Raw genomic sequence first — 25,710 nt, forward strand, 5'->3', positions numbered from 1 at the left:
GCATACGCCGCAGACCGCGGCGGCATCGCTTTCGGGTGGCAACGAGCTGAATTTTCTGCTAGGCTGTCCAAACTTTTAATGAACACATACAGCGGTCGCAGGATCCTTGTGAGGTGATCCGATCACCGCGCAACCTTGAGTTGAGGGGAAATAAGCTGAGATGCAGGCAAAAATTCTCTGTGTTGAAGATGATCCGGGCATTCTCACCCTGCAGGTTAAGGTCCTGCAGCGACTGGGTTATGAAACGCTGGTGGCCCGTAACGGTCTGGAGGCTTACGAACTGATTCTACGCGAACGCCCCGACGCGGTAGTGCTCGACGTCATGCTGCCGGGCTGCGACGGATTTACCCTGACCGACAAGATTCGCCGTAATGAAACAGTCAAATCCACTCCTGTCGCCTTTGTCTCCGCCAAAAGCGACCTCGGCGATTTCCGCCAGGGCTTTCGCTGCGGCGCCCAGATCTACCTCGCCAAGCCCTTCACCAGCACGGCCCTGCAGACTGCCGTGGAGAGCCTGTTGCAACAGGCAAAAACGCGGCCGCCGGTGACCGGGAAAAAATCCGCCGCCCCACAGCGCAAAAAACGATTCAAATTCTGATTTCCGCCCAAACAGCCTCCGGGCCCACACCGGAATCTAAACCGCATCTTGCCCGCAAGGACACTCTTTGCTATATTTAGCACTCAGCAAGACCGAGTGCTAACAAATCATATCCGGCCGTGGAGATTTCCGCACATGAGTACAACACTTCTTCCGACCATTCACGACGGCATTGACCACTACATGCAGCAGATCAACCGCTTCGACGTCCTCAGTCGTCAGCAGGAATACGATCTGGCCATGCGCTACCGCAAGCGTGGCGATATCGAATCGGCACATCGTCTGATCTGCGCCAATCTACGCTTCGTTGTCAAAATCGCCAACGAGTATCGCGGCTACGGCTTGAGGATTCTCGACCTGATTCAGGAAGGCAATATCGGGCTGATGCTGGCGGTTAAAAAATTCAACCCAGAACGCGGCATCCGTCTGATCTCCTATGCCGTGTGGTGGATTCGTGCCTACATCCACAACTACATCATCCGCAGCTGGTCGCTGGTCAAAATCGGCACCACCCAGGCCCAAAAGCGCCTGTTTTTCAAGCTCAGCCAGACCCGCGCCCTGCTCAGCAGCAATCGTGACACCGAGGCGGACAGCGCTCAGATCGCCGAAAAACTCTCAGTAAGCGATGAGGAAGTCGAACAAATGGCGCTGCGCATGAGCGCGCGCGACACCTCGCTCAATGTCGAACTCAGCGAAGGCAGCGACTACAGCCTGCTCGACACTCTGGCCGATCAACGCGACAACCAGGAAGAGCAACTCGCTGAAAAACAGCAAAGCCAGGTCCGCTCGACCCAGGTTCGCTCTGCCCTCAAGACTCTCAATCCACGCGAGCGAAGCATCATCAACCAGCGCATTCTCAGTGACTCACCGCGCACCCTGCAGGAGATCGCCGATGATTACGGCATCAGCCGCGAACGGGTGCGCCAGGTAGAGCAAAACGCCATGCGCAAAATGCGCGAACACCTCGCACCGGCCAACGCTGAAAGCTGACAGGGGAACGTGCGCTGCGCGCGTTGACACAAAAACCAGCCTGGGTTAATGTGTTTTTTTGCTACTATTCAACCGCACTGCCAATCATGCCGAGCAGTTACATTTGACTTGCAATCGGGTTGGCCGCAAGCCTGCGGCATTTACCGCCCCCGCTGACGCTCCCCCTACGACAGAGGTCGCCCTCATGCTGAAAAAAAACATTTTGCTGGCCGTGCTCCTGATCCTTGGCAGCGGGCTTTTTGGCTGCAACCCCAAGCAACCCCAGGCACCGCAGACCGCCGAGCACTACCTCAAGGAAGGCGAGGACTATTTTGAGCGCAGACTCTATGACCAGGCCATCGAATCCTGGCAGAAGGTGCGCGACAGCTATTTCTCTCCGGAACTCAACATCATTGCCGAACTCAAAATTGCCGAGGCCTATTTTCTCGCCGAACGCTACCTGGAAGCGGCGGCAGCCTACGAGGACTTTCTTCGTCAGCATCCGGATCATGCCCGCAGCGCCGATGTGCTTTATCAATTGGGCCTGTCTTACTACCGGCAAATGCTCAGCATCGACCGCGACCAGACGGCGACACGCAACGCTCTTGCCACCTTCGAGATGCTGACGACCAAATTCCCCAATGATCCACGAAGAGAAGAGGTCGGTTTTTTGATGCAACGCTGCCGCGATCAGCTTGCCGCCGGCGAACTTTACGTCGGCCGCTTTTATTTTCGTAGCGGCCAGTATCAGGCCGCCATTCGTCGTTTGGAAAATCTCTTTGCCGAATACCCCAATTTTTTCGAGCGCGACGAGGCTTACTTCTATCTCGGTCGCGCCTACCTGGAAGTCAACCAGCGCGAGCAGGCGGTTGACACTTTCAACACCCTGTTCCGAGAATTTCCCAAGAGCCAATATGTGCCCCGGGCGCAAAAAATTATCGCCCGCGCCTACTAAAAACAAACTCCTTCCAAGGCCCTTCTCAAGGGCCTTTTTTGCGCCTTCGCGCGCCCCTTTTACCACAAAAAGTAAAAACAATCTTTTTCCTTGACTTGCCGTTTACAGCATACTATAAGAGGAAATATTTTAAATATAACGCGATTTTAGTCGGCATGCATGTGGACTTCAGAGCGGCCTGAATCTTGTATACGATCCAGGCAACTCGGTTGGAATTAAATATTATTTTTCTTCTAGCTTCACCTCGAACGTATGTTTCACCCGCAATTTTTTTTAAGTGATGTTAAAACTGACGTGGCACTTTGCCACGCAGCGCCTGTCCTACTTAATTAACAGGAGGAGAGAGAAATGTCCGAGTACGGCACATTGGAAAGTCGCGTTCGTCGCAAGTCCCTGCTCAGCAAGGTGATGAAGGCCGAAGACACTATTCAATACTTCAAGCCTGGGATGAACCTTGCCTGGTCCGGCTTCACCCCCGCCGGTTACCCCAAAGAGGTGCCCATCGCCCTGGCCGACCATGTGGAGAAAAACAACCTGCAGGGTCAGATGAAATTCAACCTCTTCGTCGGTGCCTCCGTCGGCGCGGAAACCGAAGACCGCTGGGCGACCCTCGACATGATCGACCGGCGCTGGCCCTATCAGACCGGCAAAAACATCGCCAAGGGAATCAACGAAGGCCGCATCCGCATGGGCGACAAGCACCTGGGTCACTTTGCCCAGGACATCAGCTACGGCTTCTACACCGAGAACGGCCGCTACGACATCGGCATCATTGAAGTGTCGGCCATCACCGAAGATTGCGGACTGGCTCTGACCACCTCCTGCGGCATCGTTGCCGAAATGATCAATCTGTGCGACAAGATCATCATCGAAGTCAACACCGGACAACCCTCCTTCGAAGGCATGCACGACATCCACATGCAGCAAAAGCCGCCGCATCGTGCCCCCTTCCTGATCACCGAAGCACATACCCGGATCGGATCCCCTTACGTTCCCTGCGATTCCGAGAAAATCGTCGCGATTGTTGAATCCAAGCGCCGCGACAAAGGCCGTGCCTTCGCGGAAATGGACGACACCTCCGAAGCCATCGCCGGCCACATCATGGAATTCTTCGCCCATGAAGTGAAGAGAGGCCGCCTCCCCGAGAACCTGCTGCCCCTGCAGTCGGGCGTCGGCTCCATCGCCAACGCCGTTGTCGGCGGCCTGGCCAAAGGCCCCTTCACCAACTTGTCGGTCTACACGGAAGTTCTGCAGGACACCATGCTCGACTTCTTCGACGGCGGCAACCTGAATTTTGCCTCGGCCTGTTCCTTGTCGCTCTCGGAAACTCCCGGATTCCCCCGGTTCTTCGACAACTGGGAGAAGTATTTCGACAAGATCGTGCTGCGCCCCCTTTCCATCTCCAACGCACCGGAGCCGATTCGCCGCCTGGGCGTCATCGCCATGAACACTCCGGTCGAATTCGATATTTATGCCCACGCCAACTCAACCTTGGTCGGCGGCACCCGCATGATCAACGGCTTGGGCGGTTCGGGCGACTACCTGCGCAACGGCTTTCTCAAGATCATGCACACTCCGTCGACGCGCCCGTCCAAGACCGACCCGCGCGGGATCACCTGCGTGGTTCCCAAGGCACCGCATGTCGACCACACCGAGCACGACCTCGACGTTCTGGTCACCGAGCAGGGTCTGGCCGATCTGCGCGGAATGGCCCCGAAGGATCGCGCCAAGCTCATCATTGAAAAATGCTCGCACCCCGATTACAAACCGATCCTGAATGATTATCTGGAAATGGCATCCAAGGAGTGCTTGGCCAAGGGCATCGGCCACGAGCCGCAACTCTTTGACCGCGCCTTCAAGATGCAGCAGAACCTGGCCGCTAACGGCACCATGAGGATCAAGAACTGGGACATCAAGATCGATTTGTGCGAATAGAAATCCATCAACGGTTCAGCGGCAATGCGCAATCCCGCCTAGGTTTGCGGTGCCTGCTGAACAGCTAAAAATTTCAAACCTGCTTTTTCAGCATGACTTTGCCCCGTCGGATTCCGGCGGGGCTTTTTTTGCTTTCAGCCCTCTACCGACTCCCCTCAGGAAAGAGTCCATGCTAGACTCGGCGCATGATTCGTCTCATCGTCAACGCCGACGACCTCGGTAGCGGCAGGCTGACAGACCGGGCGATTTTTGACTGTTACCGGCATGGCATCCTGACCAGTGCTTCTCTGCTCGCCAACGGCCCAACCCTGGCCGAGGCCGCCCGGGAAGCATTCCGTCTTGAACTGCCGGTGGGGGTCCATGTGAATCTATCTGAAGGACGCAGCCTGAGCGGCGCCATCAGAGGCTTGACCAATGCTGCAGGAGAATTTCCCGGAAAACTTGCTGCACGACGTGCTTTTCTACGGGGCCAAGTGTCCTCTGCCGACCTTGAGCAGGAGATTGCCGCACAGATCAGCCGCATTCTGGAACTGGGGCTTTTGCCTGATCATGTGGACACACACCAGCATACCTGCCTGTTTGGCTGTGTCGGGGGTGCCCTCCTTGAGGTCATCGGCTGTTTCGGTCTGCGCTGCTTGCGCTTACCCTCCCCAGGAGAGGCCGCCGCAGGGGATCCGCCGGGGCCTCTGGGCATGGACATGGCTCTTTATCGCCGCCTGGCACCCAGTTTTCACAGCCAATGCCGGGCCGCCGGAGTTTCCACCCCTGAGGGGCTCTGGGGAATGAGCTGCCTTAACCGGCTGAACACCCAGGTCCTGCTCGGGCTTCTGGAACGTATTCCGCAGGGATTTTGGGAACTGATGGTACACCCCGGCGACATCGACTCGCAGAATCCCTTTTCCGGACCTGCCCGCATATTGGAACATCGGGCGCTCTGCCACCCGAGTGTCGCCCGGCGCATCCTGGAGCGCGATATCCAGTTGATCAACTTTGGAGACCTGCCGTGAGAATCCTCATCCTCTTGCCGGACCAACCCCAAGCCACGGGCAATTCCGTGACCGCCGAACGTTTGTGCCGGGGACTACGACAACGGGAACACCAGGTGCGCCTACTGGCCACCAGAGCTAACGGCGCCGCGGAAATCAAAAACTGTTGCCAAAACTTTCAACCCCAGGTCGCAGTCCTTCTACATGCTTATCGTTGTGGGGCGCCCTGGCTGGATGCGGCGCCGCGCCTTCCCTTCACGGTGCTTCTCACCGGAACGGATATCCACGGCGGACTGGATGATGCAGGCCAAGCCCCGGTTATTCACCGGGTTCTCAGTCAGGCCGGCGCCATTTTCGCGCAGGCCGCACAAACGGTCACTGAGCTGAGGCAGAGATTTCCAACCTTGGCGCCCCGCCTGCATCACCTGCCGCCCGGCATCTGGCTTGGTCGCCAGAGCTATGCTCTGCGAGGCGCGCTTGGCGTCTCGCAACAAACCCTGGTCTTTCTGCATCCGGCGGGCTTGCGTCCGGTTAAAGGCAATTTAGAGCTTCTTGAAATTTTCGCGCCCCTCGCCGCGTCGGAAATCCCCTTTCGCCTGGCCTTTTGCGGGCCCAGCCTTGAGCCCGATTACAGTCGCGCGTTTTTCGCCGCCCTGAAGCGCTGTCCCTGGGCCGCCCATCTCGGCGTCATTCCCCCTGCAGCCATGGCTGCAGCTTACCGGGAAGCCGATGTGATTCTCAATAATTCCCGCAGTGAAGGGCTTTCCAATGCCGTAGCCGAGGCCGCAGCCCTGGGTCGTCCTTTGCTGGTCACGGCAATTGCGGGGAATCTGGCGGTCGTCAGGGACGGCGTCAACGGATTTTGCTGCAGCACGCCGGGGGAATTTACACAAAAGGCCGGAGAGCTGCTGCGCTGCCATGAATTGCGTCTGCGCCTTTCGCAACCCGACGGAGAGACTTTTTCCCCAGAACGTGAAACGGCCGTTTTGGAAAAAGGGCTTTTAGGCCTTGTCCAAAAAGTAAGCCGGCCGGGATAACTCACCGGCCGGCTTGCTTTTTATTGAAGGGGAAAAAAACAGTTTCTCAGAGCTTGTGCGATTCAGCAGCAAGGTAAGAAGAAACGCCCGCCTTGTCGGGTACCATGCCCTTTTCGCCCTTGTTCCAGCCGGCAGGACAGACTTCACCGTACTTTTCGGTAAACTGCAGGGCGTCGACCATGCGCAGCATCTCGTCGACGTTGCGCCCCAGGGGCAGGTCATTGACGACCTGATGGCGAACCACGCCACCTGTGTCGATGAGAAAGGAACCACGGAATGCCACCCCGGCCTCGTCGAATTCGACATCATAGGCCTTGCAGACTTCGTGTTTGACATCGGCAACCAGGGGATAGGTCACCGCGCCGATTCCACCCTCTTCCACCGGGGTGTTGCGCCAGGCCACATGGGTGAACTGGGAATCTACGGAGCAACCGATGACCTGAACTCCGCGATCCTCGAACTCCTCGATGCGGCGACTGAAGGCGATCAACTCCGTCGGACAGACAAACGTAAAGTCCAGAGGATAGAAAAACAACACTACGTACTTATCTTTGTAATCGGACAGCCGAAAGTTGTCATTGATCGAACCGTCGGGCATAACCGCCGCAGCTTTAAAGTCAGGCGCTTTCTTGCCAACCAGAACACCCATGGAAAATCTCCTTTCAAGATTGTTTCGGTAAAATGACTCTGCGCATGATTTTATCCATAGGGAGCGCACTGTCAAGCAAAAGATGACCTTTTTTGTCTCTCTTGCTTGACCAGAGTGAAAAGCTGAGGATCTCAAGGCTTGCCGGGTTATTTTTTTCGGCTGCGGGGATGGGCCTGGTCGTAGACGGCGAGCAAATGATCAACACTTACCTTGGTGTATTTCTGCGTGGTGGACAGGGACGCGTGGCCGAGCAATTCCTGAATGGCGCGCAAGTCAGCACCGCCTTCGACGAGCAGGTGCGTGGCAAAGCTGTGACGCAGGCTGTGGGGTGTGGCATCGCGGGCAATTCCGGCTTGAATCAGTTGTTTTTTCAGATTGCGCTCGACGCTACGTGACGTCAGGCGTCCCCCGCGATGATTGAGAAACAGCGGTTCGCTAGGTTGGGGCCAACCCCGGTGCTCAAGATAGCGAACCAGAGCCTCGCAGGCTTTGCGCCCGAGGGGCACCAACCGTTCTTTGCGCCCCTTGCCGAGTACGCGCACCAACCGTTCTTCAAGGTCGATGCCGCCGACATCGAGACCGGTCAGCTCACTGACACGCAGACCACAGGAGTAGAGGGTTTCAAGAATAGCGCGGTCACGCAATTGCAGCGCATCGTCTCCGCAGGTACGCTCCATCAGGACGCAGGCCTCATCGACGGACAGGGGTGTCGGCAAATACTGATCAAGCCGGGGAGTCACGAGGATTTCTGCGGGATTGGCCGTCAGCAGATCCTCGCGCACCAGAAAACGAAAGAAGGTGCGCAGGGCGGCAACCTTGCGACCGACAGTCGCGCGCCGGCAGCTTTTGCCGAGACGCGCAAGATAGGTACGCAACAGACGCACATCAACCTGCCGCAGATGCTCAAGAGTGGGAGATTCCACCCCGAAAAATTCACTCAGGAAGCGGCGCAACCCTTCGATGTCGCGCCGATAAGCTTTGAGGGTGTGGATCGAGAGATCACGCTCAAGCTGCAAGTAGCGCTCAAAGCGCGCGATACATTCAATCATTGCGGCTGCCCGTGCCGACGTGGGATCGGGATCGCGTTGACCCTTCCGGAACGCCATGCCATAATATCGCCGCGACACCGACCGCAAGCAAATGTTGTCAGGAAACCTTTATCCTTGATTTTTTTTTGACCCAAGGACTCTGCCATGACGTTTCTCATCAGTGTGCTTATTCTGCTTTTTGCCGGCACCGGCCTCTTTGTTCTGCTCAGTTATATCATAGCCTGGTACGAAACAGCCAACCACAATCCTGCACAGGTAGAGACACGCTTCGCGCCTACCAACCTGGCATTTGCCGCAGGCCTGTTGGTACGCGAGACTCTAAGCCTGGCACTGACCGTGGTGGTTCATCCCTCCGGCTGGCTGCGCGAGCGGTCGTTGCCGGCGGGAAAAGGCCGGCCGATCCTGCTGCTGCACGGCCTGTTTCACAACCGCTCCTGCTGGTGGCTGCTCAAGCGCCGTCTGGAGCAGGCGGGATTGGGCCCCATCTACACCCTCAACCTCAACACCTGGCGATCCGACATTGAGCCCTTAACCGAACTGGCCGCCGGAAAAGTCGATGAGATCCGCCGCGCGCACGGTGTCGAGCGCGTTGACCTGATCGGGCACTCCCTGGGCGGCCTTATCGCCCGAAATTTGGTGCAACTGCGGGGCGGCGCCGACAAGGTCCGCCACTGCATCTGCATTGCCACCCCCCATGCCGGCTCGCGTCTGGCCCCCTTTGCGCTGACTCCTCTGGCCAGGGTGCTGATGCCCGGCTCACCCTTTCTGCAACGTCTGAGCACGGCTGAACTCCCCACCGGGGTGAGTTTCACCAGTCTTTACAGCCGGCACGACAACCTGGTCATTCCCACCGACTCAGCCATTCTGCCCGAGACCCCCAGCCTTGAGGTTTCGGGAATTGGCCACTCGTGCCTGCTTTACAGCCGCCGCGTTACGAACCACCTGATCGACATCCTGTGGAAAGACACCGATGAAAAAAATCCAGATCCAAAGTCGCAAACGCGTTGAAATGATCGAAATGACGGCCGAAATCCGGCGTCTCATCGCCAAATCAGAAGTCAAACAGGGCATGGCCGTGCTCTTTGTCCCTCACACCACCGCGGCGGTCACCATCAACGAAAATGCCGACCCCGACGTCGTGACGGACATGCTGGCCGGCCTTGAGCGGCTGGTTCCCCTGTCAGGCAACTATCGTCACGCCGAAGGCAACAGCGACGCCCACATCAAAAGCTCCCTGATCGGTGCCGGCGAAACCCTGCTCATTGAAAACGGCGAGCCCGTGCTGGGCACCTGGCAGGGAATTTATTTCTGCGAATTCGACGGCCCGCGCTCCCGCCAGGTGTTCCTGCAGATCCTTCCAGCATGAACCGAGTCGTCCTGCACCCCCTGGCATCCTACGACAGGGCGGCATGTGAAACGGCCCTTACCGAGCTTCTCGCTCCCCTGGGCGGCATGGTCGCTTTCGTCCAGCCCGGGCAGCGTGTGCTGATCAAACCCAACATGCTGGCCGGGAAATCCCCGGATCGAGCCGTCACCACCCATCCGGAAATCGTGCGCGCGGTGATCCGCCAGGTGCAGGACGCCGGAGGCGAAGCCCTGGTCGGCGATTCTCCCGGGGTTGGAAGCTGTGTGCAGGTCGCGCGCAAATGCGGGATTCTCGCCGTTGTCGAAGAAACCGGGGCGCGGTTGGTGCCATTTGCGGAATCTCTGCCCGCCTCCCATCCGGGCGCAACCTTTCACCATCTCGAACTGGCCCGCGAGGTCTTTGAAGCCGACCTCATCATCAATCTGCCCAAACTCAAAACCCATCAGATGATGGGGCTGACCTGCGCCGTGAAAAATCTCTTCGGCGCCGTAGTCGGTATGCGCAAACCTCAGCTGCACCTCCAGGCCGGAAGCGACAAGGCCCAGTTTGCGCAGATGCTGCTCGATCTTGCCGGGCACCTGCAACCCGCCCTGTCCATCGTCGATGCGGTCGTGGCAATGCAAGGCGATGGTCCCGGCAGCGGCGACCCCATTGCCGTGGGCGCCCTGCTCGCGGGCGAAAATCCCCTGGCGGTCGATGCAGCGGCCCTCGAACTCCTGGGCCTGGAGGCCGCGGACTGCTGGACGCAGAAAATCGCCTGTGCCCAAAGCCTCCCCGGGGCGGCTCTGACAGAAGTTGAAGTCCTGGGCACCAATCCTCAGGCATTGCGCCCACGCAGCTTTCGCCCGGCCAAGGCGACCGATGTGAGTTTTGGTGTGCCGCCCCTGCTGCGCCGCCACCTGCGACGCTCTCTCTCAGCGCTTCCCGCCATCGATGCACAGCGTTGCAGCGGCTGCGGCCTGTGTATCGAACACTGTCCACCCACTGCCATGGCCATGAACAAACACCTGCCACACATCGATTTAAAGCGCTGCATCGGCTGTTTCTGCTGTCAGGAACTCTGCCCGAGCGGGGCAATTTTGACCCGCCAGGGGTTGTTGCTGCGCCTCAGCCGATTTCTTTTCCGTGCGCCCCAAACCTGAATCCTCCATAGAAAAAAGCCCTGCGCAACTTTGTGCGCAGGGCTTTTCGATCAGTCAGACAGCATGCTGTGGTCGCGGGCGACTACTCTTCGTAAAGCAGCACCCGTACCAAGCCGATGGTCGTGCCACCTTCCGTGGTCGCAGCATCGCTGATGGAGATGACTTTGGTGATGCCGTTGGTGCGGATGAACTCGTTGACTCGCTGATCGAGCTCGTTGAGTTCTTTGTGGGTTTTGAAAGCTTCCAAGGGTTCACCGAAGGTTTTAACCTTGATCATGCTCGCCTCCCCGTCGCAAAAGTTTGAACCTTAGACCTGCACCACTTCCTGCACCCCGGGAACCTTGTCCTTAAGGGTTTTCTCAATGCCCATCTTCAAGGTCACGGTTGACATGGGGCAGGACCCGCAGGCGCCGGTCAGGCGCACCTTGATGATGCCGTCGTCACCGACTTCAACCAGCTCGACATCGCCGCCATCGGCCTGCAGAGCGGGGCGCACCTCGTTGAGAACCTTCTCGACTTGTTCTTTATTGACTTTTTCACTCATGGGATGAAACCTCCTATTTCTGTTGTTTTTCAAGTATAGGCCCCGGTGGGGCCATCGGCAACCCTCTTAAGCAGCAAAAACCCGACTCAGACCATGGGCAATCGGATATCGGAAATAGCTCTCCGACAGAGCAGCTCAGGCGCCCCAACGCCCTTGCCCTGCACCAGAGCCTTAAAAGTCTCGCCCATCCCGGTTTCAGGCATGATAAGATTCTTCAGGGTCAAACGAAGATTGCGGGCGCGATTGGGGTCTGTTTCACGCGCCTCCAGCTCCATCAGCATTTCGACGAAACCCAGCCCCATGAGAAAGCGATACTGGGGGCCGAAAAACAGCGGCAGAAGCCCCAGGGGCTCACCGCAGCGCTGCAAGGTGGTGAAATCGACGTGGCTGGTGATGTCCTGATAGCCGACGTTCTCCAGCGGGTTTTCGCTGCTTTGGTGGCGATGATAGCACATCAGCGTACCATTGCGCCGCAGGGGAGAATAGAGCTCCGCAGCTGGATAGCCGTAATCGATGGTCATGACAAAGCCCCGCCGCAATTTGCCGGCCAACTCTTCCATCCAGCGCACCGCAGCCAGGTTGACTTCGGCCCGATTGCCGACGGGAAGCCTGATGCCCAGCGCGGTGAGATAGTTCTCAATTTGCGGCGTGGAAAGAGGAAGCAGCTCTTCATGGAAGCTTCCGTCACGCCAAGCGACGTGAATCTCACGCAAGCCCTCCCCAGTCTGTTCGACCAGATGCACGGGAAAGGCATCGACCAGTTCGTTGGACAGAAACACGCCCTCAAGAGAGTCGATTTCATCAAACGCAGCCCACCGCACCCGGCCGGCTTGCAGATGCCGTTCGAGCAACTGCTCTTGGCGGCGCCGGGAATCGGCACCGACTTCACTCAGCACATAATGCAGCCGTTGGTAAAGCTCAGAATCCTCCGCGGCCGCGGCATCAAGAATATCAAGGGCCAGATGCCCCTCGCCGGCGCCCTGCTCAACCAGGGTGAAGTCCTCGCCACCCAGGAGTTCGGCCATCTGCTGCAACTGCCGAAAAAGCAGCCGGCCGAACACAAAGTGGACGCTGCTGGAGGTAAAAAAGTCGCCCTGCTTGCCGATTCTTTGCCGCGGCGCGACATAATAACCCCACTGCGGATGATACAGGCAGTGCTCCATAAATTCGACAAAGGGCATGGCGCCGCGTGCGGCAATGCGATGGCGCAGAAATTCTTCAAGCTCAGGCTTGTTGTTGGTTTGCGAAGGCATACATTTCTATCTTTAGTGAACGATTGTGGATGAACGGCAAGAAGAAAGGAGCGATTTTACTTGATAAACCGACAAGACACAACCATGAAAAGCCGCACTACAAAAGTCAGGGGATAAGGCCGAGAAGTTTGTGGATCTGCAGAAGATCGGCGGCTTCACGCACCAGCAACGCAGGGCTGCCGTGAGCGCGGGGGACTTTGAGATCCACCACTTCTCGATCGCCAACGAAAAGAAAGCTTTCGGGCGGGCCGCCGATATCGTCGATCACCCGAAAAAACGCCTCCCTGTCAGGTTTTGGCAACCCGGTGAACTCGATGGTATAGATACGGCGAAACAACGACTGAACACCCAGCAGGGCCAGAATTTTCTGGCTCAAGGCCAGATTGTTGTTGGTATAAATATAGAGTTCGCAGTGCTCGCTCAAGGAATCGAGCAGAGCCACGAGCACGGGGTCATATTCGAGGTAGCGCTCGGGATGCACGCCATTTTGCAGAGCCAGGTGAAAATCGGGCCAATCAATGCCAAGTTCCAGGCAGGTTCGGGTCAGGGTGGGTTCTTCGTCATACATCTCACCCAACCGCCGTCGCGCCCGCCTGAGCAAATCGCGCCCCTGGGCCAGATCAACCCCGCGAGTTGACGCAACCATCGCCGCTGCGGCCCTTTCGATTTCCGCCGCGATAGGTGGACAGACGTACAGGGTGCCGTCAAGATCGAAAACAATTGAGCGAATCTCGCTGGGATCAGAAAACATGCAGTGTCGATGTCCTTAGGTCCGCGCAAGCCGAAAGGTTACAATCCGATCTCTTACGTTAACAAGTGACGCGCGATTGTCAATCGGCCGGCGCTCTCCAGTTTTTCGCGAAGGACCCCAGGCTGGTTGGTAAACAGTCCATCGACACCCAGACGCAGCAACTTGCCGGCACGCTTCGTCTCGTCGACGGTCCAAGGATAGATCGCCAGCCCTGCGTCACGCACCGCCCGCACCAGAGAGGCACTCACCAGGTCCTGACGCGGATGCAAGCTGTGCGCTCCGGCGGCAATGGCCCGCCGCAACGCCAAACGCCAGAAGCGACTCTCGCACAAAAAACCCAGCGGCAACTGTGGCGCGGCCGAACGCAATGTTTTGAGCAAGCGATGATCGAAGGAGGACACCAGAACCTTGCAGTGCGGATAATCGTTTAACAGCCGCAGCACGACTTCCCCCGTCCGGCGATTCTTGAGTTCGAGGTTGAGCGCCACCCGGTCGGCGGCCCATTCCAGAACCTCGACGAGAAGGGGAATCGGCTCACGGGAAAAAGCCGGTGAAAACCAGCGCCCCGCGTCCAGTCGGCGCAGTTCTCGCGTCCCCATATCAGCCACCGCACCGCGACCGTTCGTGGTTCGCTCCAGGGTATCATCATGAATGACCAGGGGAGTGGCATCGCGCGACAAATGCACGTCAAGCTCGACCCCGTCGGCCCCTTGAGCTTCAGCCAGGCGAAAGGCCGCCAGGGTGTTCTCCGGCGCACAGGCCGAGGCGCCGCGATGAGCCCAAAGAAAAATGCGGTCCTCGTGCTGCTTTGAAAAAATTGGAGGCTTCATGAAATTCTCCCGCGACCAAATATTTTTGCTGCTGCTGGCCCTTTGCCTGGTGGCTGCCATGCTCATAACCCTGTTTCTGGGAGGTAGCCGCAGCCGCCACGGCTATGGAAATCTAAAGCGTCCCGTGCCTTGCTGTGTCCAGACAACGAACCACGCATACCTCGCGGACAAGGGATTTCCCCCAGGCGAACAATCATAAACAAAACAAACCGCAAGCTCCAGCCCTGAAATCTTGAGTTTCGGGACTCTTTTATGCCATCATCCGTTTTCGCGCCGCAGGGCGTTGCGGTTGGGTGCCGCGGCGCATATCTGAACCGCTGGCGCGTCTTTACCGCAAGCGATGCCGCCGCGGTCTGCGGTGCATGCTGAATAAATTACACCAAAACAAAATAGGATAAGAGGTTCACATGGATCGCAATCTGGCGCTGGAACTGGTACGTGTCACCGAAGCCGCCGCCTTAGCGTGCGGCCGGTGGGTAGGGAAAGGCAACAAGGAGGCGGCCGACGATGCCGCCGTCAACGCCATGCGCAAAACCCTGGAAACCGTCGGCATCAGCGGCACGGTCGTCATCGGCGAAGGGGAGATGGATGAAGCGCCCATGCTCTATATCGGCGAGAAAGTGGGCAACGGCGCCCACACCGAGGTGGATATCGCGGTAGACCCTTTGGAAGGCACCAGCATCTGCGCCAAGGGCATGAACGGGGCTATCGCCACCATCGCTTTGGCGCCCAAGGGGGGATTTCTCCATGCCCCGGACATGTATATGGAAAAGATTGCCGTTGGTCCCGGGGCACGCGGCGCCATCGACATCAACGCGCCCGCGACGGTCAACCTGAAAAATGTGGCCGTGGCTAAGGGCTGCCGGGTGGAAGATCTGACGGTCGTCATCCTCGACCGCCCGCGCCATGACAAAACCGTCAAAGAACTGCGCAAAGCGGGCGCACGCATTCACCTGATCAGCGACGGCGACGTGGCCCCAGCCATCGCCGCTGCCGTTGAAGGCAGCGGCGTTGATCTGATGATGGGCATCGGCGGCGCACCCGAAGGCGTACTCGCGGCGACGGCCCTGCGCTGCATGGGAGGCGACATGCAGGCGCGCCTGGTTTTTCTCAACCAGGAAGAACGTGACCGGGCGCGGGCCATGGGCATCGATGACTTTGACCGCATCTATCGCGCTGAGGATCTGGCGCGTGGTGAGGTCGTTTTTGCGGCCACAGGGGTCACCAATGGTGACCTGCTGCGCGGCGTGCGTTATTTCTCCGGAGGCGCCTCAACTCATTCAATCGTCATGCGCTCCCGCACCCGCACCGTGCGCTTTATTGAAACCCGCCACTTTTTCGACTTCAAACCGAGGCTTGATCAGGCACCCGCTACCCAGGAAACACCCTGCCCGGCAAAGACATTTTAAGACTTGCAATCTTGCTTCGAATTGCTTAGATTATCAGTGTTTTTCTTTATGTAACCCGATTTGAGAGAGTCTTCATGGCGATTATTACCATCTCCCGCGAAATGGGCAGCAGTGGCATTCCTATCGCGCACAAGGCCGCGGAAAAGCTTGGCTACACCCTGATCAACGGGGAATCCATTCTCAAAGAGGCCGTCAACAGCGGCCTGAGTCCAGAGGCCATCGAAAAGGCTGACGAGAAACCCCCTGCATTCATCGAACGCGAAGACCAGGAAATCGAAGCCGATCTGCATAAGATTGAACTGATCATCCTCGAAGCGGCGCTCAAGGGCAACGTCATCATCTACGGCCGCGGCGGGCAGGATCTGCTGCGCGATGTCGCCAGCGTTTTTCGGGTTCGCATCATCGCGCCCTTCGAGTTGCGCGTGGAGCGCTGGGCCGAGCGCGAGTGGCTCGATCCAGATCTAGCGCGCAAGCTGGTGCGCCGCAGCGACCAGCAGCGCGCAGGGTTCATCAAGTACTACTTCGATCGTGACTGGGAAGATCCCTTGGGTTACGATCTGGTCATCAATACCGAGCGTCTGACAGAGGACACGGCTGTCAAGCTAATCTGCGAGGGGGTACGCGACTCCTACCTTAGGGAGCAGCAATCAAGCAAAACGCAAATCCTCAACGATCTGATCCTGCGCAAACGTGTGGAAATCGGCCTGCTCACCGCCCCGGGCGTTGAAGACGTTAATGTCGACGTCTCCGTCAGCGACGGCATCGTGACACTTCACGGCACCGCCCACAGCGAAGCGGAACGCCGGGAGATGATCAAGATTGCTGGCAGCTGCCCCGGTGCCACGGATGTCGTCGACCGACTGCGGGTCATCGAATATCGCACCCTGCCCGATGAGCATTGAAAAATAACGCAATATCAAATACCAAGCCGGCTCTTCGCCGGCTTTTTCTTTAGCGCCGAGTCGTCCAACAACACCTTGCCGCTCTTGTGCGCTTCATGCTAGGATTCCCACCCTGTCTTTTCGCAAAAATTCGCCGCGCGGCGTGATTTATCAGCAAGGAGCAGATTCTTTTTATGGCCGGACACAGCAAGTGGGCAAACATCAAACACCGCAAGGGCGCGCAAGATGCCCGTCGTGGCAAAATATTCACGAAATTGATTAAGGAAATCACAATTGCCGCGCGCCTCGGCGACGGCGATCCGGACACCAATCCGCGACTGCGCCTGGCGGTGGACAAGGCCAAGCAGGCCAATATGCCCAAGGATAATATCGACCGGGCGATTAAAAAAGGCACCGGCGATCTGGACGGCGTCAGCTACGAGGAAGGGATCTTTGAGGGTTACGGCCCCGGCGGCGCGGCAGTCATGGTCGAGTTCATGACGGACAACCGCACCCGCACCGTTGCCGATGTGCGGCATATCTTCAGCAAACACGGCGGAAATCTCGGCGTCAACGGGTCGGTGGCCTTTCTCTTCGACCGCAAGGGGCTTATTTCCTTTTCTGTCGACAACGATTTCGATGCCATTTTCGAGGCCGCCCTGGAGGTCGGTGCCGAGGACATGAAGGACGAGGGCGACGCTTACGAAGTTATCACCGCGCCGGAGAACTTTATCGAGGTGCGCGAGGCACTGGAGGCCAAGGGCCTGCAACGGGAAACGGCGGAAATTACCATGATCCCCCAGACCATGGTCAAACTCGAAGGTAAGCAAGCCGAGCAGATGCTCAAATTGATGGACAAGCTCGAAGATTACGACGATGTGCAGAACGTCTACGCCAATTTCGACATTTCCGATGAAGACATCGCCCAGATCCTGGGCTAATCGATGAGGTTCGGGAACTCAAGTGCGCAAACGAACGACTAACGACAGGCAAGAGTCTTAAATGCGCATTCTCGGCATCGACCCCGGCAGTCGCGCCACCGGCTATGGCCTCATTGAAAAACAGGGCAATCGCCTAGTGCATATCGACAACGGTGTCATCCTTACCGGCAATGAGACCGCGTTGAGCAAGCGCCTCGAGATTATCTACCGACAACTGGCCGAGATCATCACGCGCTATGAGCCGGATACCATGGCGGTTGAGCAGATTTTTTTGGCGCGCAACGCTCTTTCGGCACTCAAACTCGGCCATGCCCGCGGAGTCGCCCTGCTTGCCGGGGTACACCAGGACCTGCCGGTCTACGAATACACCGCCCTGCAGGTCAAAAGCGCGGTGGTGGGTTACGGGCGTGCCGCCAAGGGCCAGATCCAGGAGATGGTGAAAATCCTTCTCAATCTTCCTGAAATTGCTCAAGAAGACGCGTCCGACGCCTTGGCGGTGGCGGTTTGTCATGCGCACAGTGTCGGACTCAACACCAGCCTGGCAAAGGCGCTTGGCCGCGCCGGGCGCTGAACTCCAGAGCGAGAACCCCATGATCGCCTTGCTGACCGGAAAAATCGCCTATAAATCCCTGGATCACGTGATCGTCGATGTCGGAGGGGTGGGCTATCGGGTCACGGTTCCCCTGTCGACCTTTTATCAGCTTCCCGACGACGGTCTGGTGCAGTTGCAGATCCATACCAACGTCAAGGAAGATGCCATCTCTCTCTACGGCTTTCTCACCCCGGCCGAAAAGGCGATGTTCGCCCTGCTACTGTCGGTTTCCGGCGTTGGCCCCAAGCTGGCGGTCAATATCCTCTCAAATATTCCGGCAAAGGATCTGCGCACCGCCCTGGGCCAGGGGGACATCCGGCGGCTCTCAGCCGTTCCGGGAATCGGCAAGAAAACCGCTGAGCGCCTCAGCCTGGAGCTCAAGGACAAGGTGGCACGCCTGGCGCCTTTTTCGACCGACGAGCACTCTGCGACAACCATCGAACCGACCGCGACAAGTCTCGACGATGCCCTTTCCGCACTGGTCAATCTGGGCTACAAGGATGCTCAGGCACGCAAGGTCCTTGAATCCCTTGAAGTTGCTCCAGAGGCCGGATTGGAGGAAATCCTCAAGGGTGCCCTGAAGGTTCTCATGAAGTAAACAGGGGCAACGGCCCCAGCAAGGTTGCATCGGATGGAAGATCGCCTGATTTCTCCACAGCTCTCCGACACGGAGGATCGCTTCGAGAACAGCCTGCGTCCTCGGTTGTTGCGCGAGTACATCGGTCAGCTCAAGGCCCGCGAGAACCTCGAAATTTTTATTCAGGCCGCGCGCGGCCGTCAGGAGGCACTTGATCATGTGCTTTTCTACGGCCCGCCCGGACTGGGAAAAACGACCCTGGCCAACATCATCGCCGGCGAGATGGGGGTCAGTATCAAGAGCACCTCGGGTCCGGTCATTGAAAAACCGGGTGATCTGGCCGCCATCCTCACCAACTTGGAGAGCGGTGATGTGCTGTTCATTGACGAAATTCACCGCCTCTCGCCGGTCATCGAGGAAGTTCTTTATCCGGCCATGGAGGACTACCAACTCGACATCATCATCGGCCAGGGACCTTCGGCACGCACCGTCAAGCTCGATCTGCCGCGCTTTACCCTGGTGGGCGCCACGACTCGCGCAGGCTTGCTCTCATCCCCGCTGCGCGATCGATTCGGCGTCATCAGCCGTCTGGAATTCTACTCGCCGTCCGAACTGGCACAGATCGTCGAGCGCAGCGCGCGCATCCTGGAAATCGCCGCGGATAAAGAGGGGGCTTGGGAGATCGCCCGCCGCAGCCGCGGCACGCCGCGCATTGCCAACCGCCTGCTGCGCCGGGTGCGGGATTTTGCCGAGGTGCGCGGCGCCGGCGTGATCACGCGCGAGGTTGCGGATCAGGCCCTCGACCGGCTCGAAGTCGACAGTCTCGGCCTTGACCACATGGACCGGCGGATATTGCTCACCATCATCGACAAGTTCGGTGGCGGACCGGTGGGGCTGGAAACTCTGGCTGCTGCTGTGGGAGAGGAAAAAGACACGATCGAGGATGTCATTGAGCCTTATCTGATTCAACAGGGCTACCTCAACCGCACCCCGCGAGGCCGCAAGGCCAGCCTCGCGGCCTACCGTCATTTGCAGCGGCTGCCCGCAAACCCCGAGGAAGCCGGCGGCCTGTTTTCCTGATGCGGGCCGCGGCGAGCATCAGCAGCCATTTCCTGCTAGAGTGAAAACGATCATGCTGCGCTTTCCGATCGCCCACAAAATTGCCGCCGGCTATGTGCTGGTCAGCTTGCTGTGCCTGGCCGGAGTCGTTTATGCCCTCATGGCGCTGAGCAGCCAGACGCGCCTCAACCAGGAACTGGTCCAGGTTGATTTCGCCCTGATCGAGGCAACGCGTGAACTGCGCGCAAATCTTCTAGCCCAGGAACGACTTGAACGTCAGATTCTGATCCTGCGCGACCCACAGCTCTCAGCGTTGCTGGCTGGGCGCGAACAGGAATACATGAAAATTCGGCAAAAGTTTGAATCCCTTGCCTCCACGCGCGACCAGCACCTGGCGCGTGCCCTGGCTGATTCGACAGAGGCAATCCGGCAGGCCCGCCGGCTTCTTGACGAGGAGCGCTGGGAAGAGGCGGCCGAGTTGTCCCAGACGATTCTTTCACCCCAGCGCTACCGACTGGTGGGGCAGCTGGAGCAATTTGTTCAGCGCCGCGAACAGGCGCTGGATCAGCAGCTGCAATCCCTTCTGGCACAAAGCCGCCGCGCTTTTCGTCTGACCCTGACTCTGACTTTTTGCGGCATCACCCTTGCGATGTTGGTCGGCACCTGGGGAAGCTATCGCATCCATCAGGCGGTACGGCGCCTGACCGGAGCAACAAAAGAGATGGCCGCAGGCAGCTTCGACGCCCCGCCCGCCCTGGATACGAATGATGAATTCGGCCAACTGGCGCGGGACTTTCATGAAATGGGACAGAAACTTAAAGAACTCGATCAGTTGCGCCTCGATGCCAACCCCCTGACCCACCTGCCGGGGAATTTGGCCATCGAACGTGAGATTGAAAAACGCGTCACCCACAAACAACCCTTTGCCGCCCTGTATGTCGACCTTGACCACTTCAAGGCCTTTAATGATCGCTACGGCTATCAAACGGGCAGCGGGGTACTGGCCAGGGTGGGTGAACTCGTGCAGCAGGCGGTGCAGCGCCATGGAACCGACCAGGATTTGGCCGGCCACATCGGCGGAGACGACTACATCATCTTGACCCTGCCCGAACGGGCCGAGGCGATCGCTGAAGAGCTGATCCGGAGCTTTGACCTTGAGGTGCCTGAATTCTACACGGAAGACGACCGGCAACGCGGCTTTTTTCTCAGCACTGATCGCTTCGATGTTGAACGGCGCTTTCCCCTGTTGACCATGTCCGTCGCGGTTGTCACCTCGACCAGCCTTAAAAACCCGACGCCAGAGGCCATCGGACGCGAATGTGCCAAGATCAAGGACCACCTCAAAAAGGTTCCCGGCAGCAACTTTCTCATCGACCGCCGAGATCAGCGATAAAAACTATGAAAATCATCTTCCTGCTGCTTCTGGTGGTGATGGCCGGATGCGGCCCAGCGACCTTCGGCCCGATCCAGATTCATCCGCAAGACGAAAGTCTTTTCCACCAGGGGCTCCAGAGGTGGCAAGAGGGCGATTCGGAACCACAAGCCTTCACCCGGCTCAGGACGCAATTTCCGCACAGCCCGTTAGCGGTGGCAGCCGGGGAACTGCTCGAAGGCCACCGCAAGGCCGTGGCAGAAGCAGAGCGCAATCATTTTCTGGAACAACAACTCGCGCAACTCAAGCATGACTTTGAGAATTGCCGCGACCACAATCTTGCCCTGACCAAACAAGTGCGGCACCTCGAAATCAGCTTGGAGCAATTCAAACAGATTCTCCTTGATACCGAGGGACGTTGAACTCCACCGCCCGTGGATTCGCCTGCAAAGCAAAGCAAAGCAAAGCCAATGAATGAAAATGCCCAAAAACAGCTTGTTCGCGATCTGGAAACCTGGGCCCAGGAGCTTATCGCTCAAGGGCGCTTGCCCTTTCGTCGCGTGGAATCCTGGCCACGGCTTTTCTCGCATCAGGGCGTGGTCTGCCCCCCGCTGGTCTTCTGGATCAACCGCGAGAGTTTTATGGCTGGAGGCATCGTCTTGCTCTGCGCGCGCGAAGCCGAAGAATCTTTCGTGCTGGGGCGCGCTTGCGCTCAAGCACTGGGCTTGGGGCATTTCATCACCTGGGCGCCCAGGCGCATCGACTTCTGGGAGGTGCGCAACGTCGCGCCACAACGAGTAAAATCCCTGGAATTGGTTTCTCACCGCGATCCTCAGAAATCTGATTTTCGCTGGGCCCTTCAAGAGGTTCTTGAAGAATTAAAACCCCTGGCGGTCCTCGGCGCCGTCGCACCTGAAGAACTCAGCCCCCACTATTTGGCCAATCTCTGTCATGCGTCTCTGCACATCACGCAAACAGAACTCGAAGAAACCTTCCGCTGCGCCCGGGCTGAAAGCGGCGCCGATCTGGACGCACCCTCACAGCAATTGGCCGTCAGCAAGGGAGCTCTGACCCTGGCGCGCCTGCTCGCCTTGATGGCTGCCGATCAGATCCCACCCGGAGTCCAGCCCGAAAAAATCGAACGGGCACTGGAGTTGAGCGTTCCCTATCTCTCGCCGGCCCTGGCTCAAGCGCTGCTACCATTTGACGGCGAATTGCCCCTGCCCCATGCGGGTGCCGTCCGCTTCCATCATTTATTTCGTCGCCTCGGACAACTGCGTTGGGGAAAAGACCGGCAGAAGGCCGCTCAGACAGTGGAGATTCTCCTTGGCGATCGCGCAGGAAAACTCGGGCTCATGGCGCCCGCCACCCCGGAGAGCATTGCTTCCGGCACCCTCCTGGTCAATCCGTGCGCGCCGCGCCCTGCCATCGGCCCTTTCCATGAGGGCCACCAGGATCTGGCGGTGCGCGCCCTTCTCGCGCTGCTACGTGAGCTGCGCGGCTTGCCTGCACCTGTTGCATCCGCCGACGCTCTCATCAATCTTCATCCAAGCATCCCACCGGAACGCATCGAAGGGACAATTCTCGCCTCTGCTGACTATCCCAGCGCGGCCGAAAAAGAACTGTTGCGCATCCGCTTGCGCACATCCTGGCCCCATCGACGCTGGCAACCCGCGCCGCGCACACCCCGATGGGTCTGGGAAACCGTACATCTGCTTGGTCTCGCCGCGGACCAGGCACAGATCGAGCTGGTGTTGCCGGACCACTGGTTAGGTGCCGATTTCGGCCGCCCCCTGATTGAGATCCTCATCGAGCAATTTACCCTATGCGACCTGAGCCGCACCGACCAGGGGCGCCTCGCTTGGCGACTAAAAAAATCTGCCCCCGCGTCCGCTGCCCAAAGTCTCAGCAGCCCGTCCCCAGAAACAGAGCTCCATGCCGGGCAAGAAACCTTGACAGGCCCGGGAAGCGAGGGAACTCAATCCTTGGAAGAAATGCTCGCAATCTGGCTCGGCAGTGCTGCGGATCTGCTGGAAGGCAGAGACGACGGCGCCGCCAGGTCACTGGCCAAACGCGAGCGCAGTATCAGCGAAGCAGAAAAAGAGCGCATCGTGCAGCGGGTTTTTGCTGACGGCTTGCCGCAATTTCCAGAAAAGTATCTCTATGACCAATATCGGCCGGAGCTCAAGGAGTTCGCCATCCACGGGGCCCTGGAGATCAAAAGTGACTTTCTCGGGGTGTGGGAGCTCGCCGATGCGGCGGGTCACGTGGTCCAGGTTGAGGGAGAAGAGACTGCCAAGGCCCTGGTGCTCGCCTCCTACAGTGACGGCCAGGCCGTACGTTTACCCTGCGACCGGCACCTGACCGCGGCCATCGTCGAAAAATATCTGGACGAACTTCAACGCTTGCGCCTGGAGTTGTTGCGTGAAACCCACAGTCGGCGTGAAAAAACCCAGGCCGCGCGCCACTGGGCAAAAAAAATCTGGGAATCCCTGCCCCTGCCTCCTTGGGAGCTGATTCCTGAATAGAGCCCTGCCCTTCTTAACCAATGCGTCCTTGCTCGCACCACGGGGCTTGGGTATATAATGAATAAGAGTAATGCAAAGTCGGCCCCGGTGAAGACCGGAAATTCGCCATACATTCCGGAGTTGGAATGAATATTCTGCTGCATATCTGCTGCGCCAATTGCGCCATTTATCCCCTGGAGGTTCTGCGCAACCAGGACTTTAAGGTACGTGGCTATTTTTTCAATCACAATATCCATCCCTACCAGGAATATCAGCGACGCCTGGAAGCGGTACGCGGATTTGCCGATCTGCGCGAACTGGAGATTGACTACCGCGATGAGTATCGCCTTGAGGAATTTCTCGCAAAAGTCGCCGCAGACCCGCAGGGGCGCTGCAACTACTGCTATCTCTCACGGCTGGAAGATGCCGCCCGTGCCGCAGCGGAAAGGGGTTTTGAGGCTTTTACCACCAGCCTTCTCTATTCGCGCTATCAGCAGCACGAGCGCATCCGCGAACTTGGGGAAGAACTCGCCCAACGCTATGGGCTGAGGTTCCACTACGACGACTTCCGCAGCGGTTGGCAGCAGGGCATCCAGGCCTCCAAAGCCATGGGGCTCTATCGCCAACAGTACTGCGGCTGTATATATTCTGAAAAAGACCGCTATCATCCGCGCGAACGATCCTGAGACTGCGATCCTACGACTATGCATCCGGGCAAGACTCTCATTGCACTCGGCGTCATACTGATCCTGGCCGGCCTGCTCCTTACCTGGGGCGGGAAAATTCCGTTTATCGGGCGGCTTCCCGGCGATATTCGTATCGCCAAGGAGAACTTCAGTATTTACTTCCCTCTCGGGACCTGTATTCTGATATCAGTCCTGGTGTCTCTGGCGCTGTATTTTTTTCGCCGCTGAGCACTCCGGTGGCTCATGTTTTTGTGAGGCGGCGATGCGCAGTAAGAACCCTCAATCTCCCAGAATCGGCCTTGCCCTGGGAAGCGGTGCCGCCCGCGGCTTGGCGCATATCGGCGTACTCAAGGTACTGGAACGGGAAGGCATCGGCATCGATTGCATCGCCGGCACCTCCATCGGAGCATTCATCGGCGCCCTTTATGCCGCCGGAGTCCCCGTGGCGCAGATGGAAGAAACAGCCGTGGGCATCGATTGGAAGAAGCTCGCCCGACTGATGGACCCGGTACTGCCCACTGTCGGGCTGCTTGACGGACAGCGGGTGTTGACCTTCATGGCCGAATTGCTTCCCGCAACGACCTTCGAACAGTTGCGCCTGCCCCTGGCGGTCACCGCGACGGACGTGGAAAGCGGTGAACCCCTGGTCATTCGCCGCGGGAATCTTCTCGATGCGCTACGTGCAGCCATCTCCTTTCCCGGCATCTTCCCCGCAGCGCGCTTCGGCCAGAGGTTTCTCATTGATGGCGGGCTCTGTCACCCGGTTCCCATTGCCGCGGCACATGCCCTGGGAGCGGATAAAGTGATCGCCGTGTGCGCCATTCCGCTGGTAGAAAAACCGCTGCGCGAAGACTATTTGCCGGCACGCCGCAAAGATGACCAGCCGCCGTCCAGCTGGTTTTTTTCTTTCACTCCACACCGCATCGAATCGCTATTTCGCGAGTTCTGGCAGAAAAAAAACAGTTCAGACGCAGACGCCTCGCCAAGTCGTCGCCGGCGACGCACACCACCTAGCCTGCTGAAAGTATGCGCGCAGAGTATTGCAATCATGGAAAACCAGATCAACGATTTGCGATTGGAGCAAAACACTTTTGACCTGCTGATCCGCCCCGATTTTGGCGATATCACTCTGCTTGAATTTCACCGCGCCCGCGAGGCCATTGCCGCTGGGGAACGCGCGGCGGTTGCCGTGCTGCCAGAGTTGCGCCGGATTACAACAAAGACATTGCACAGACCTTAAGCCATGCTAAACTTGTCGCAGTGAATTTATCATTCAGCCAATAAGGAGGATTTCCATGTTTGAGCTGCTGGAGAAAATAATGTTGACCGGTATGGGCGCCGCGAGCATGACGCAGAAAAAAGCCGAAGAACTGCTCGGCGAGATGAAGGAACGCTTCAATGTTTCAGAGGAAGAAGGCAAGGCGTTTCTGGAAAAAATGCGCAAAAACGCCGAGGACACCCAGAAAAAACTTGAGGAGATGGCCCAGGAAGAAATTCGTCTGGCCGCGCAGCGCGTTGGCGTCGTGACCTTGGAAGAGTTTGAGAAACTCCAGAAAAAAGTGCAGCAGATGGACAAGCACCTCAAGGAGCTTGACAAGCAGGTAAAGGAGTTGCAGAAGTAA

Annotated in this window: 29 protein-coding genes; 22 read left to right on the plus strand and 7 right to left on the minus strand. The window is 58.1% G+C overall.

Translation table 11 applies throughout. The features are described 5' to 3' along the window. Nucleotides 1-160 precede the first annotated feature (160 nt). The 6 genes from GFER_RS08175 to GFER_RS17645 all read left to right on the plus strand — a co-directional run bounded on the left by GFER_RS08175 (nt 161) and on the right by GFER_RS17645 (nt 6,480). The gene (locus tag GFER_RS08175) at nt 161-598 is read left to right on the plus strand and encodes a response regulator transcription factor (RefSeq protein WP_052446201.1); all 438 of its coding nucleotides are present in this window, start codon (nt 161-163) and stop codon (nt 596-598) included. A 135-nt stretch (nt 599-733) separates the two neighbouring features. Continuing rightward, nucleotides 734-1,588, plus strand: coding sequence for an RNA polymerase sigma factor RpoH (gene rpoH, locus GFER_RS08180; protein ID WP_040098238.1), 855 nt, complete (start codon nt 734-736; stop codon nt 1,586-1,588). Nucleotides 1,589-1,772: 184 nt separating this feature from the next. Next, nucleotides 1,773-2,522: an outer membrane protein assembly factor BamD gene (locus GFER_RS08185; RefSeq protein WP_040098240.1), complete on the plus strand. Its 750-nt coding sequence runs from the start codon at nt 1,773-1,775 to the stop codon at nt 2,520-2,522. Between the two features lie 348 nt (nt 2,523-2,870). Next, nucleotides 2,871-4,457, plus strand: coding sequence for an acetyl-CoA hydrolase/transferase C-terminal domain-containing protein (locus GFER_RS08190; protein ID WP_040098242.1), 1,587 nt, complete (start codon nt 2,871-2,873; stop codon nt 4,455-4,457). Nucleotides 4,458-4,642: 185 nt separating this feature from the next. After that, nucleotides 4,643-5,464 carry a carbohydrate deacetylase gene (locus tag GFER_RS08195; RefSeq protein WP_040098244.1) on the plus strand — a complete coding sequence of 274 codons (822 nt, stop codon included), beginning with the start codon at nt 4,643-4,645 and terminating at the stop codon, nt 5,462-5,464. After that, on the plus strand, nt 5,461-6,480 hold the full coding sequence (locus tag GFER_RS17645) for a glycosyltransferase (RefSeq protein WP_161807399.1): 1,020 nt from the start codon (nt 5,461-5,463) through the stop codon (nt 6,478-6,480). The genes GFER_RS08195 and GFER_RS17645 overlap by 4 nt, the downstream gene beginning before the upstream one ends. Nucleotides 6,481-6,526: 46 nt before the next feature. On the opposite strand, the gene GFER_RS08205 is transcribed toward GFER_RS17645, so the two are convergent. Next, nucleotides 6,527-7,129, minus strand: a complete 603-nt coding sequence (locus tag GFER_RS08205; protein ID WP_040098246.1) for a peroxiredoxin — start codon at nt 7,127-7,129, stop codon at nt 6,527-6,529. 146 nt (nt 7,130-7,275) lie between these two features. Continuing rightward, nucleotides 7,276-8,178 (minus strand): tyrosine recombinase XerC, encoded by a 903-nt coding sequence (locus GFER_RS08210; RefSeq protein WP_040098248.1) that lies wholly within the window; start codon nt 8,176-8,178, stop codon nt 7,276-7,278. A 144-nt stretch (nt 8,179-8,322) separates the two neighbouring features. Between GFER_RS08210 and GFER_RS08215 the strand changes: the two genes are divergently transcribed. From GFER_RS08215 to GFER_RS08225, 3 genes are read left to right on the plus strand one after another with little or no spacing between them, the layout of a single operon-like run. Beyond that, a complete protein-coding gene (locus GFER_RS08215) occupies nt 8,323-9,186 on the plus strand; it encodes an esterase/lipase family protein (protein ID WP_052446205.1) in 864 nt (287 codons plus the stop codon). Further along, nucleotides 9,149-9,544, plus strand: a complete 396-nt coding sequence (locus GFER_RS08220) for a secondary thiamine-phosphate synthase enzyme YjbQ (RefSeq protein WP_040098250.1) — start codon at nt 9,149-9,151, stop codon at nt 9,542-9,544. Before GFER_RS08215 ends, GFER_RS08220 begins: the two co-directional genes overlap by 38 nt. Beyond that, nucleotides 9,541-10,686, plus strand: a complete 1,146-nt coding sequence (locus GFER_RS08225) for a DUF362 domain-containing protein (RefSeq protein ID WP_040098252.1) — start codon at nt 9,541-9,543, stop codon at nt 10,684-10,686. Before GFER_RS08220 ends, GFER_RS08225 begins: the two co-directional genes overlap by 4 nt. A gap of 82 nt (nt 10,687-10,768) precedes the next feature. On the opposite strand, the gene GFER_RS08230 is transcribed toward GFER_RS08225, so the two are convergent. The 5 genes from GFER_RS08230 to GFER_RS08250 form a co-directional block, all read right to left on the minus strand. Beyond that, nucleotides 10,769-10,963 (minus strand): hypothetical protein, encoded by a 195-nt coding sequence (locus GFER_RS08230; RefSeq protein ID WP_040098254.1) that lies wholly within the window; start codon nt 10,961-10,963, stop codon nt 10,769-10,771. 30 nt (nt 10,964-10,993) lie between these two features. Further along, nucleotides 10,994-11,230, minus strand: a complete 237-nt coding sequence (locus GFER_RS08235) for a NifU family protein (protein ID WP_040098256.1) — start codon at nt 11,228-11,230, stop codon at nt 10,994-10,996. Nucleotides 11,231-11,316: 86 nt separating this feature from the next. Next, nucleotides 11,317-12,483 carry a class I SAM-dependent methyltransferase gene (locus GFER_RS08240; protein ID WP_040098258.1) on the minus strand — a complete coding sequence of 389 codons (1,167 nt, stop codon included), beginning with the start codon at nt 12,481-12,483 and terminating at the stop codon, nt 11,317-11,319. Nucleotides 12,484-12,589: 106 nt separating this feature from the next. After that, complete coding sequence (locus tag GFER_RS08245) at nt 12,590-13,234, minus strand: HAD family hydrolase (RefSeq protein WP_040098261.1); 645 nt, start codon at nt 13,232-13,234, stop codon at nt 12,590-12,592. A gap of 53 nt (nt 13,235-13,287) precedes the next feature. After that, on the minus strand, nt 13,288-14,064 hold the full coding sequence (locus GFER_RS08250; RefSeq protein WP_052446206.1) for a glycerophosphodiester phosphodiesterase: 777 nt from the start codon (nt 14,062-14,064) through the stop codon (nt 13,288-13,290). A gap of 407 nt (nt 14,065-14,471) precedes the next feature. On the opposite strand from GFER_RS08250, the gene glpX reads away from it, so the two are divergent. From glpX to GFER_RS08320, 13 genes are all read left to right on the plus strand, one after another. Further along, complete coding sequence (gene glpX, locus GFER_RS08260) at nt 14,472-15,473, plus strand: class II fructose-bisphosphatase (RefSeq protein ID WP_052446207.1); 1,002 nt, start codon at nt 14,472-14,474, stop codon at nt 15,471-15,473. Nucleotides 15,474-15,547: 74 nt separating this feature from the next. Then, nucleotides 15,548-16,375 (plus strand): cytidylate kinase family protein, encoded by an 828-nt coding sequence (locus GFER_RS08265; RefSeq protein ID WP_040098266.1) that lies wholly within the window; start codon nt 15,548-15,550, stop codon nt 16,373-16,375. A gap of 173 nt (nt 16,376-16,548) precedes the next feature. Continuing rightward, nucleotides 16,549-17,295 carry a YebC/PmpR family DNA-binding transcriptional regulator gene (locus GFER_RS08270; RefSeq protein WP_040098269.1) on the plus strand — a complete coding sequence of 249 codons (747 nt, stop codon included), beginning with the start codon at nt 16,549-16,551 and terminating at the stop codon, nt 17,293-17,295. A 61-nt stretch (nt 17,296-17,356) separates the two neighbouring features. Next, nucleotides 17,357-17,866: a crossover junction endodeoxyribonuclease RuvC gene (ruvC, locus tag GFER_RS08275; RefSeq protein WP_040098272.1), complete on the plus strand. Its 510-nt coding sequence runs from the start codon at nt 17,357-17,359 to the stop codon at nt 17,864-17,866. Between the two features lie 19 nt (nt 17,867-17,885). Continuing rightward, nucleotides 17,886-18,485, plus strand: coding sequence for a Holliday junction branch migration protein RuvA (ruvA, locus tag GFER_RS08280; protein WP_040098719.1), 600 nt, complete (start codon nt 17,886-17,888; stop codon nt 18,483-18,485). Between the two features lie 33 nt (nt 18,486-18,518). After that, on the plus strand, nt 18,519-19,544 hold the full coding sequence (gene ruvB, locus GFER_RS08285) for a Holliday junction branch migration DNA helicase RuvB (RefSeq protein ID WP_040098274.1): 1,026 nt from the start codon (nt 18,519-18,521) through the stop codon (nt 19,542-19,544). A gap of 52 nt (nt 19,545-19,596) precedes the next feature. Next, on the plus strand, nt 19,597-20,916 hold the full coding sequence (locus tag GFER_RS08290; RefSeq protein ID WP_040098277.1) for a GGDEF domain-containing protein: 1,320 nt from the start codon (nt 19,597-19,599) through the stop codon (nt 20,914-20,916). Between the two features lie 5 nt (nt 20,917-20,921). Then, entirely contained in the window at nt 20,922-21,317 is a 396-nt protein-coding gene (locus GFER_RS08295; RefSeq protein ID WP_040098280.1) for an outer membrane protein assembly factor BamD, read from the plus strand. A 48-nt stretch (nt 21,318-21,365) separates the two neighbouring features. Further along, nucleotides 21,366-23,423 (plus strand): hypothetical protein, encoded by a 2,058-nt coding sequence (locus tag GFER_RS08300; RefSeq protein ID WP_040098282.1) that lies wholly within the window; start codon nt 21,366-21,368, stop codon nt 23,421-23,423. A gap of 125 nt (nt 23,424-23,548) precedes the next feature. Beyond that, nucleotides 23,549-24,088, plus strand: coding sequence for an epoxyqueuosine reductase QueH (locus tag GFER_RS08305; RefSeq protein ID WP_040098285.1), 540 nt, complete (start codon nt 23,549-23,551; stop codon nt 24,086-24,088). Between the two features lie 18 nt (nt 24,089-24,106). After that, nucleotides 24,107-24,316 (plus strand): DUF2905 domain-containing protein, encoded by a 210-nt coding sequence (locus GFER_RS08310; RefSeq protein WP_040098287.1) that lies wholly within the window; start codon nt 24,107-24,109, stop codon nt 24,314-24,316. Between the two features lie 34 nt (nt 24,317-24,350). Next, nucleotides 24,351-25,328 carry a patatin-like phospholipase family protein gene (locus tag GFER_RS08315; protein ID WP_052446208.1) on the plus strand — a complete coding sequence of 326 codons (978 nt, stop codon included), beginning with the start codon at nt 24,351-24,353 and terminating at the stop codon, nt 25,326-25,328. 55 nt (nt 25,329-25,383) lie between these two features. Beyond that, on the plus strand, nt 25,384-25,710 hold the full coding sequence (locus tag GFER_RS08320; protein ID WP_040098289.1) for a phasin family protein: 327 nt from the start codon (nt 25,384-25,386) through the stop codon (nt 25,708-25,710).

The organism is Geoalkalibacter ferrihydriticus DSM 17813 (assembly GCF_000820505.1).
Taxonomy (GTDB): domain Bacteria; phylum Desulfobacterota; class Desulfuromonadia; order Desulfuromonadales; family Geoalkalibacteraceae; genus Geoalkalibacter; species Geoalkalibacter ferrihydriticus.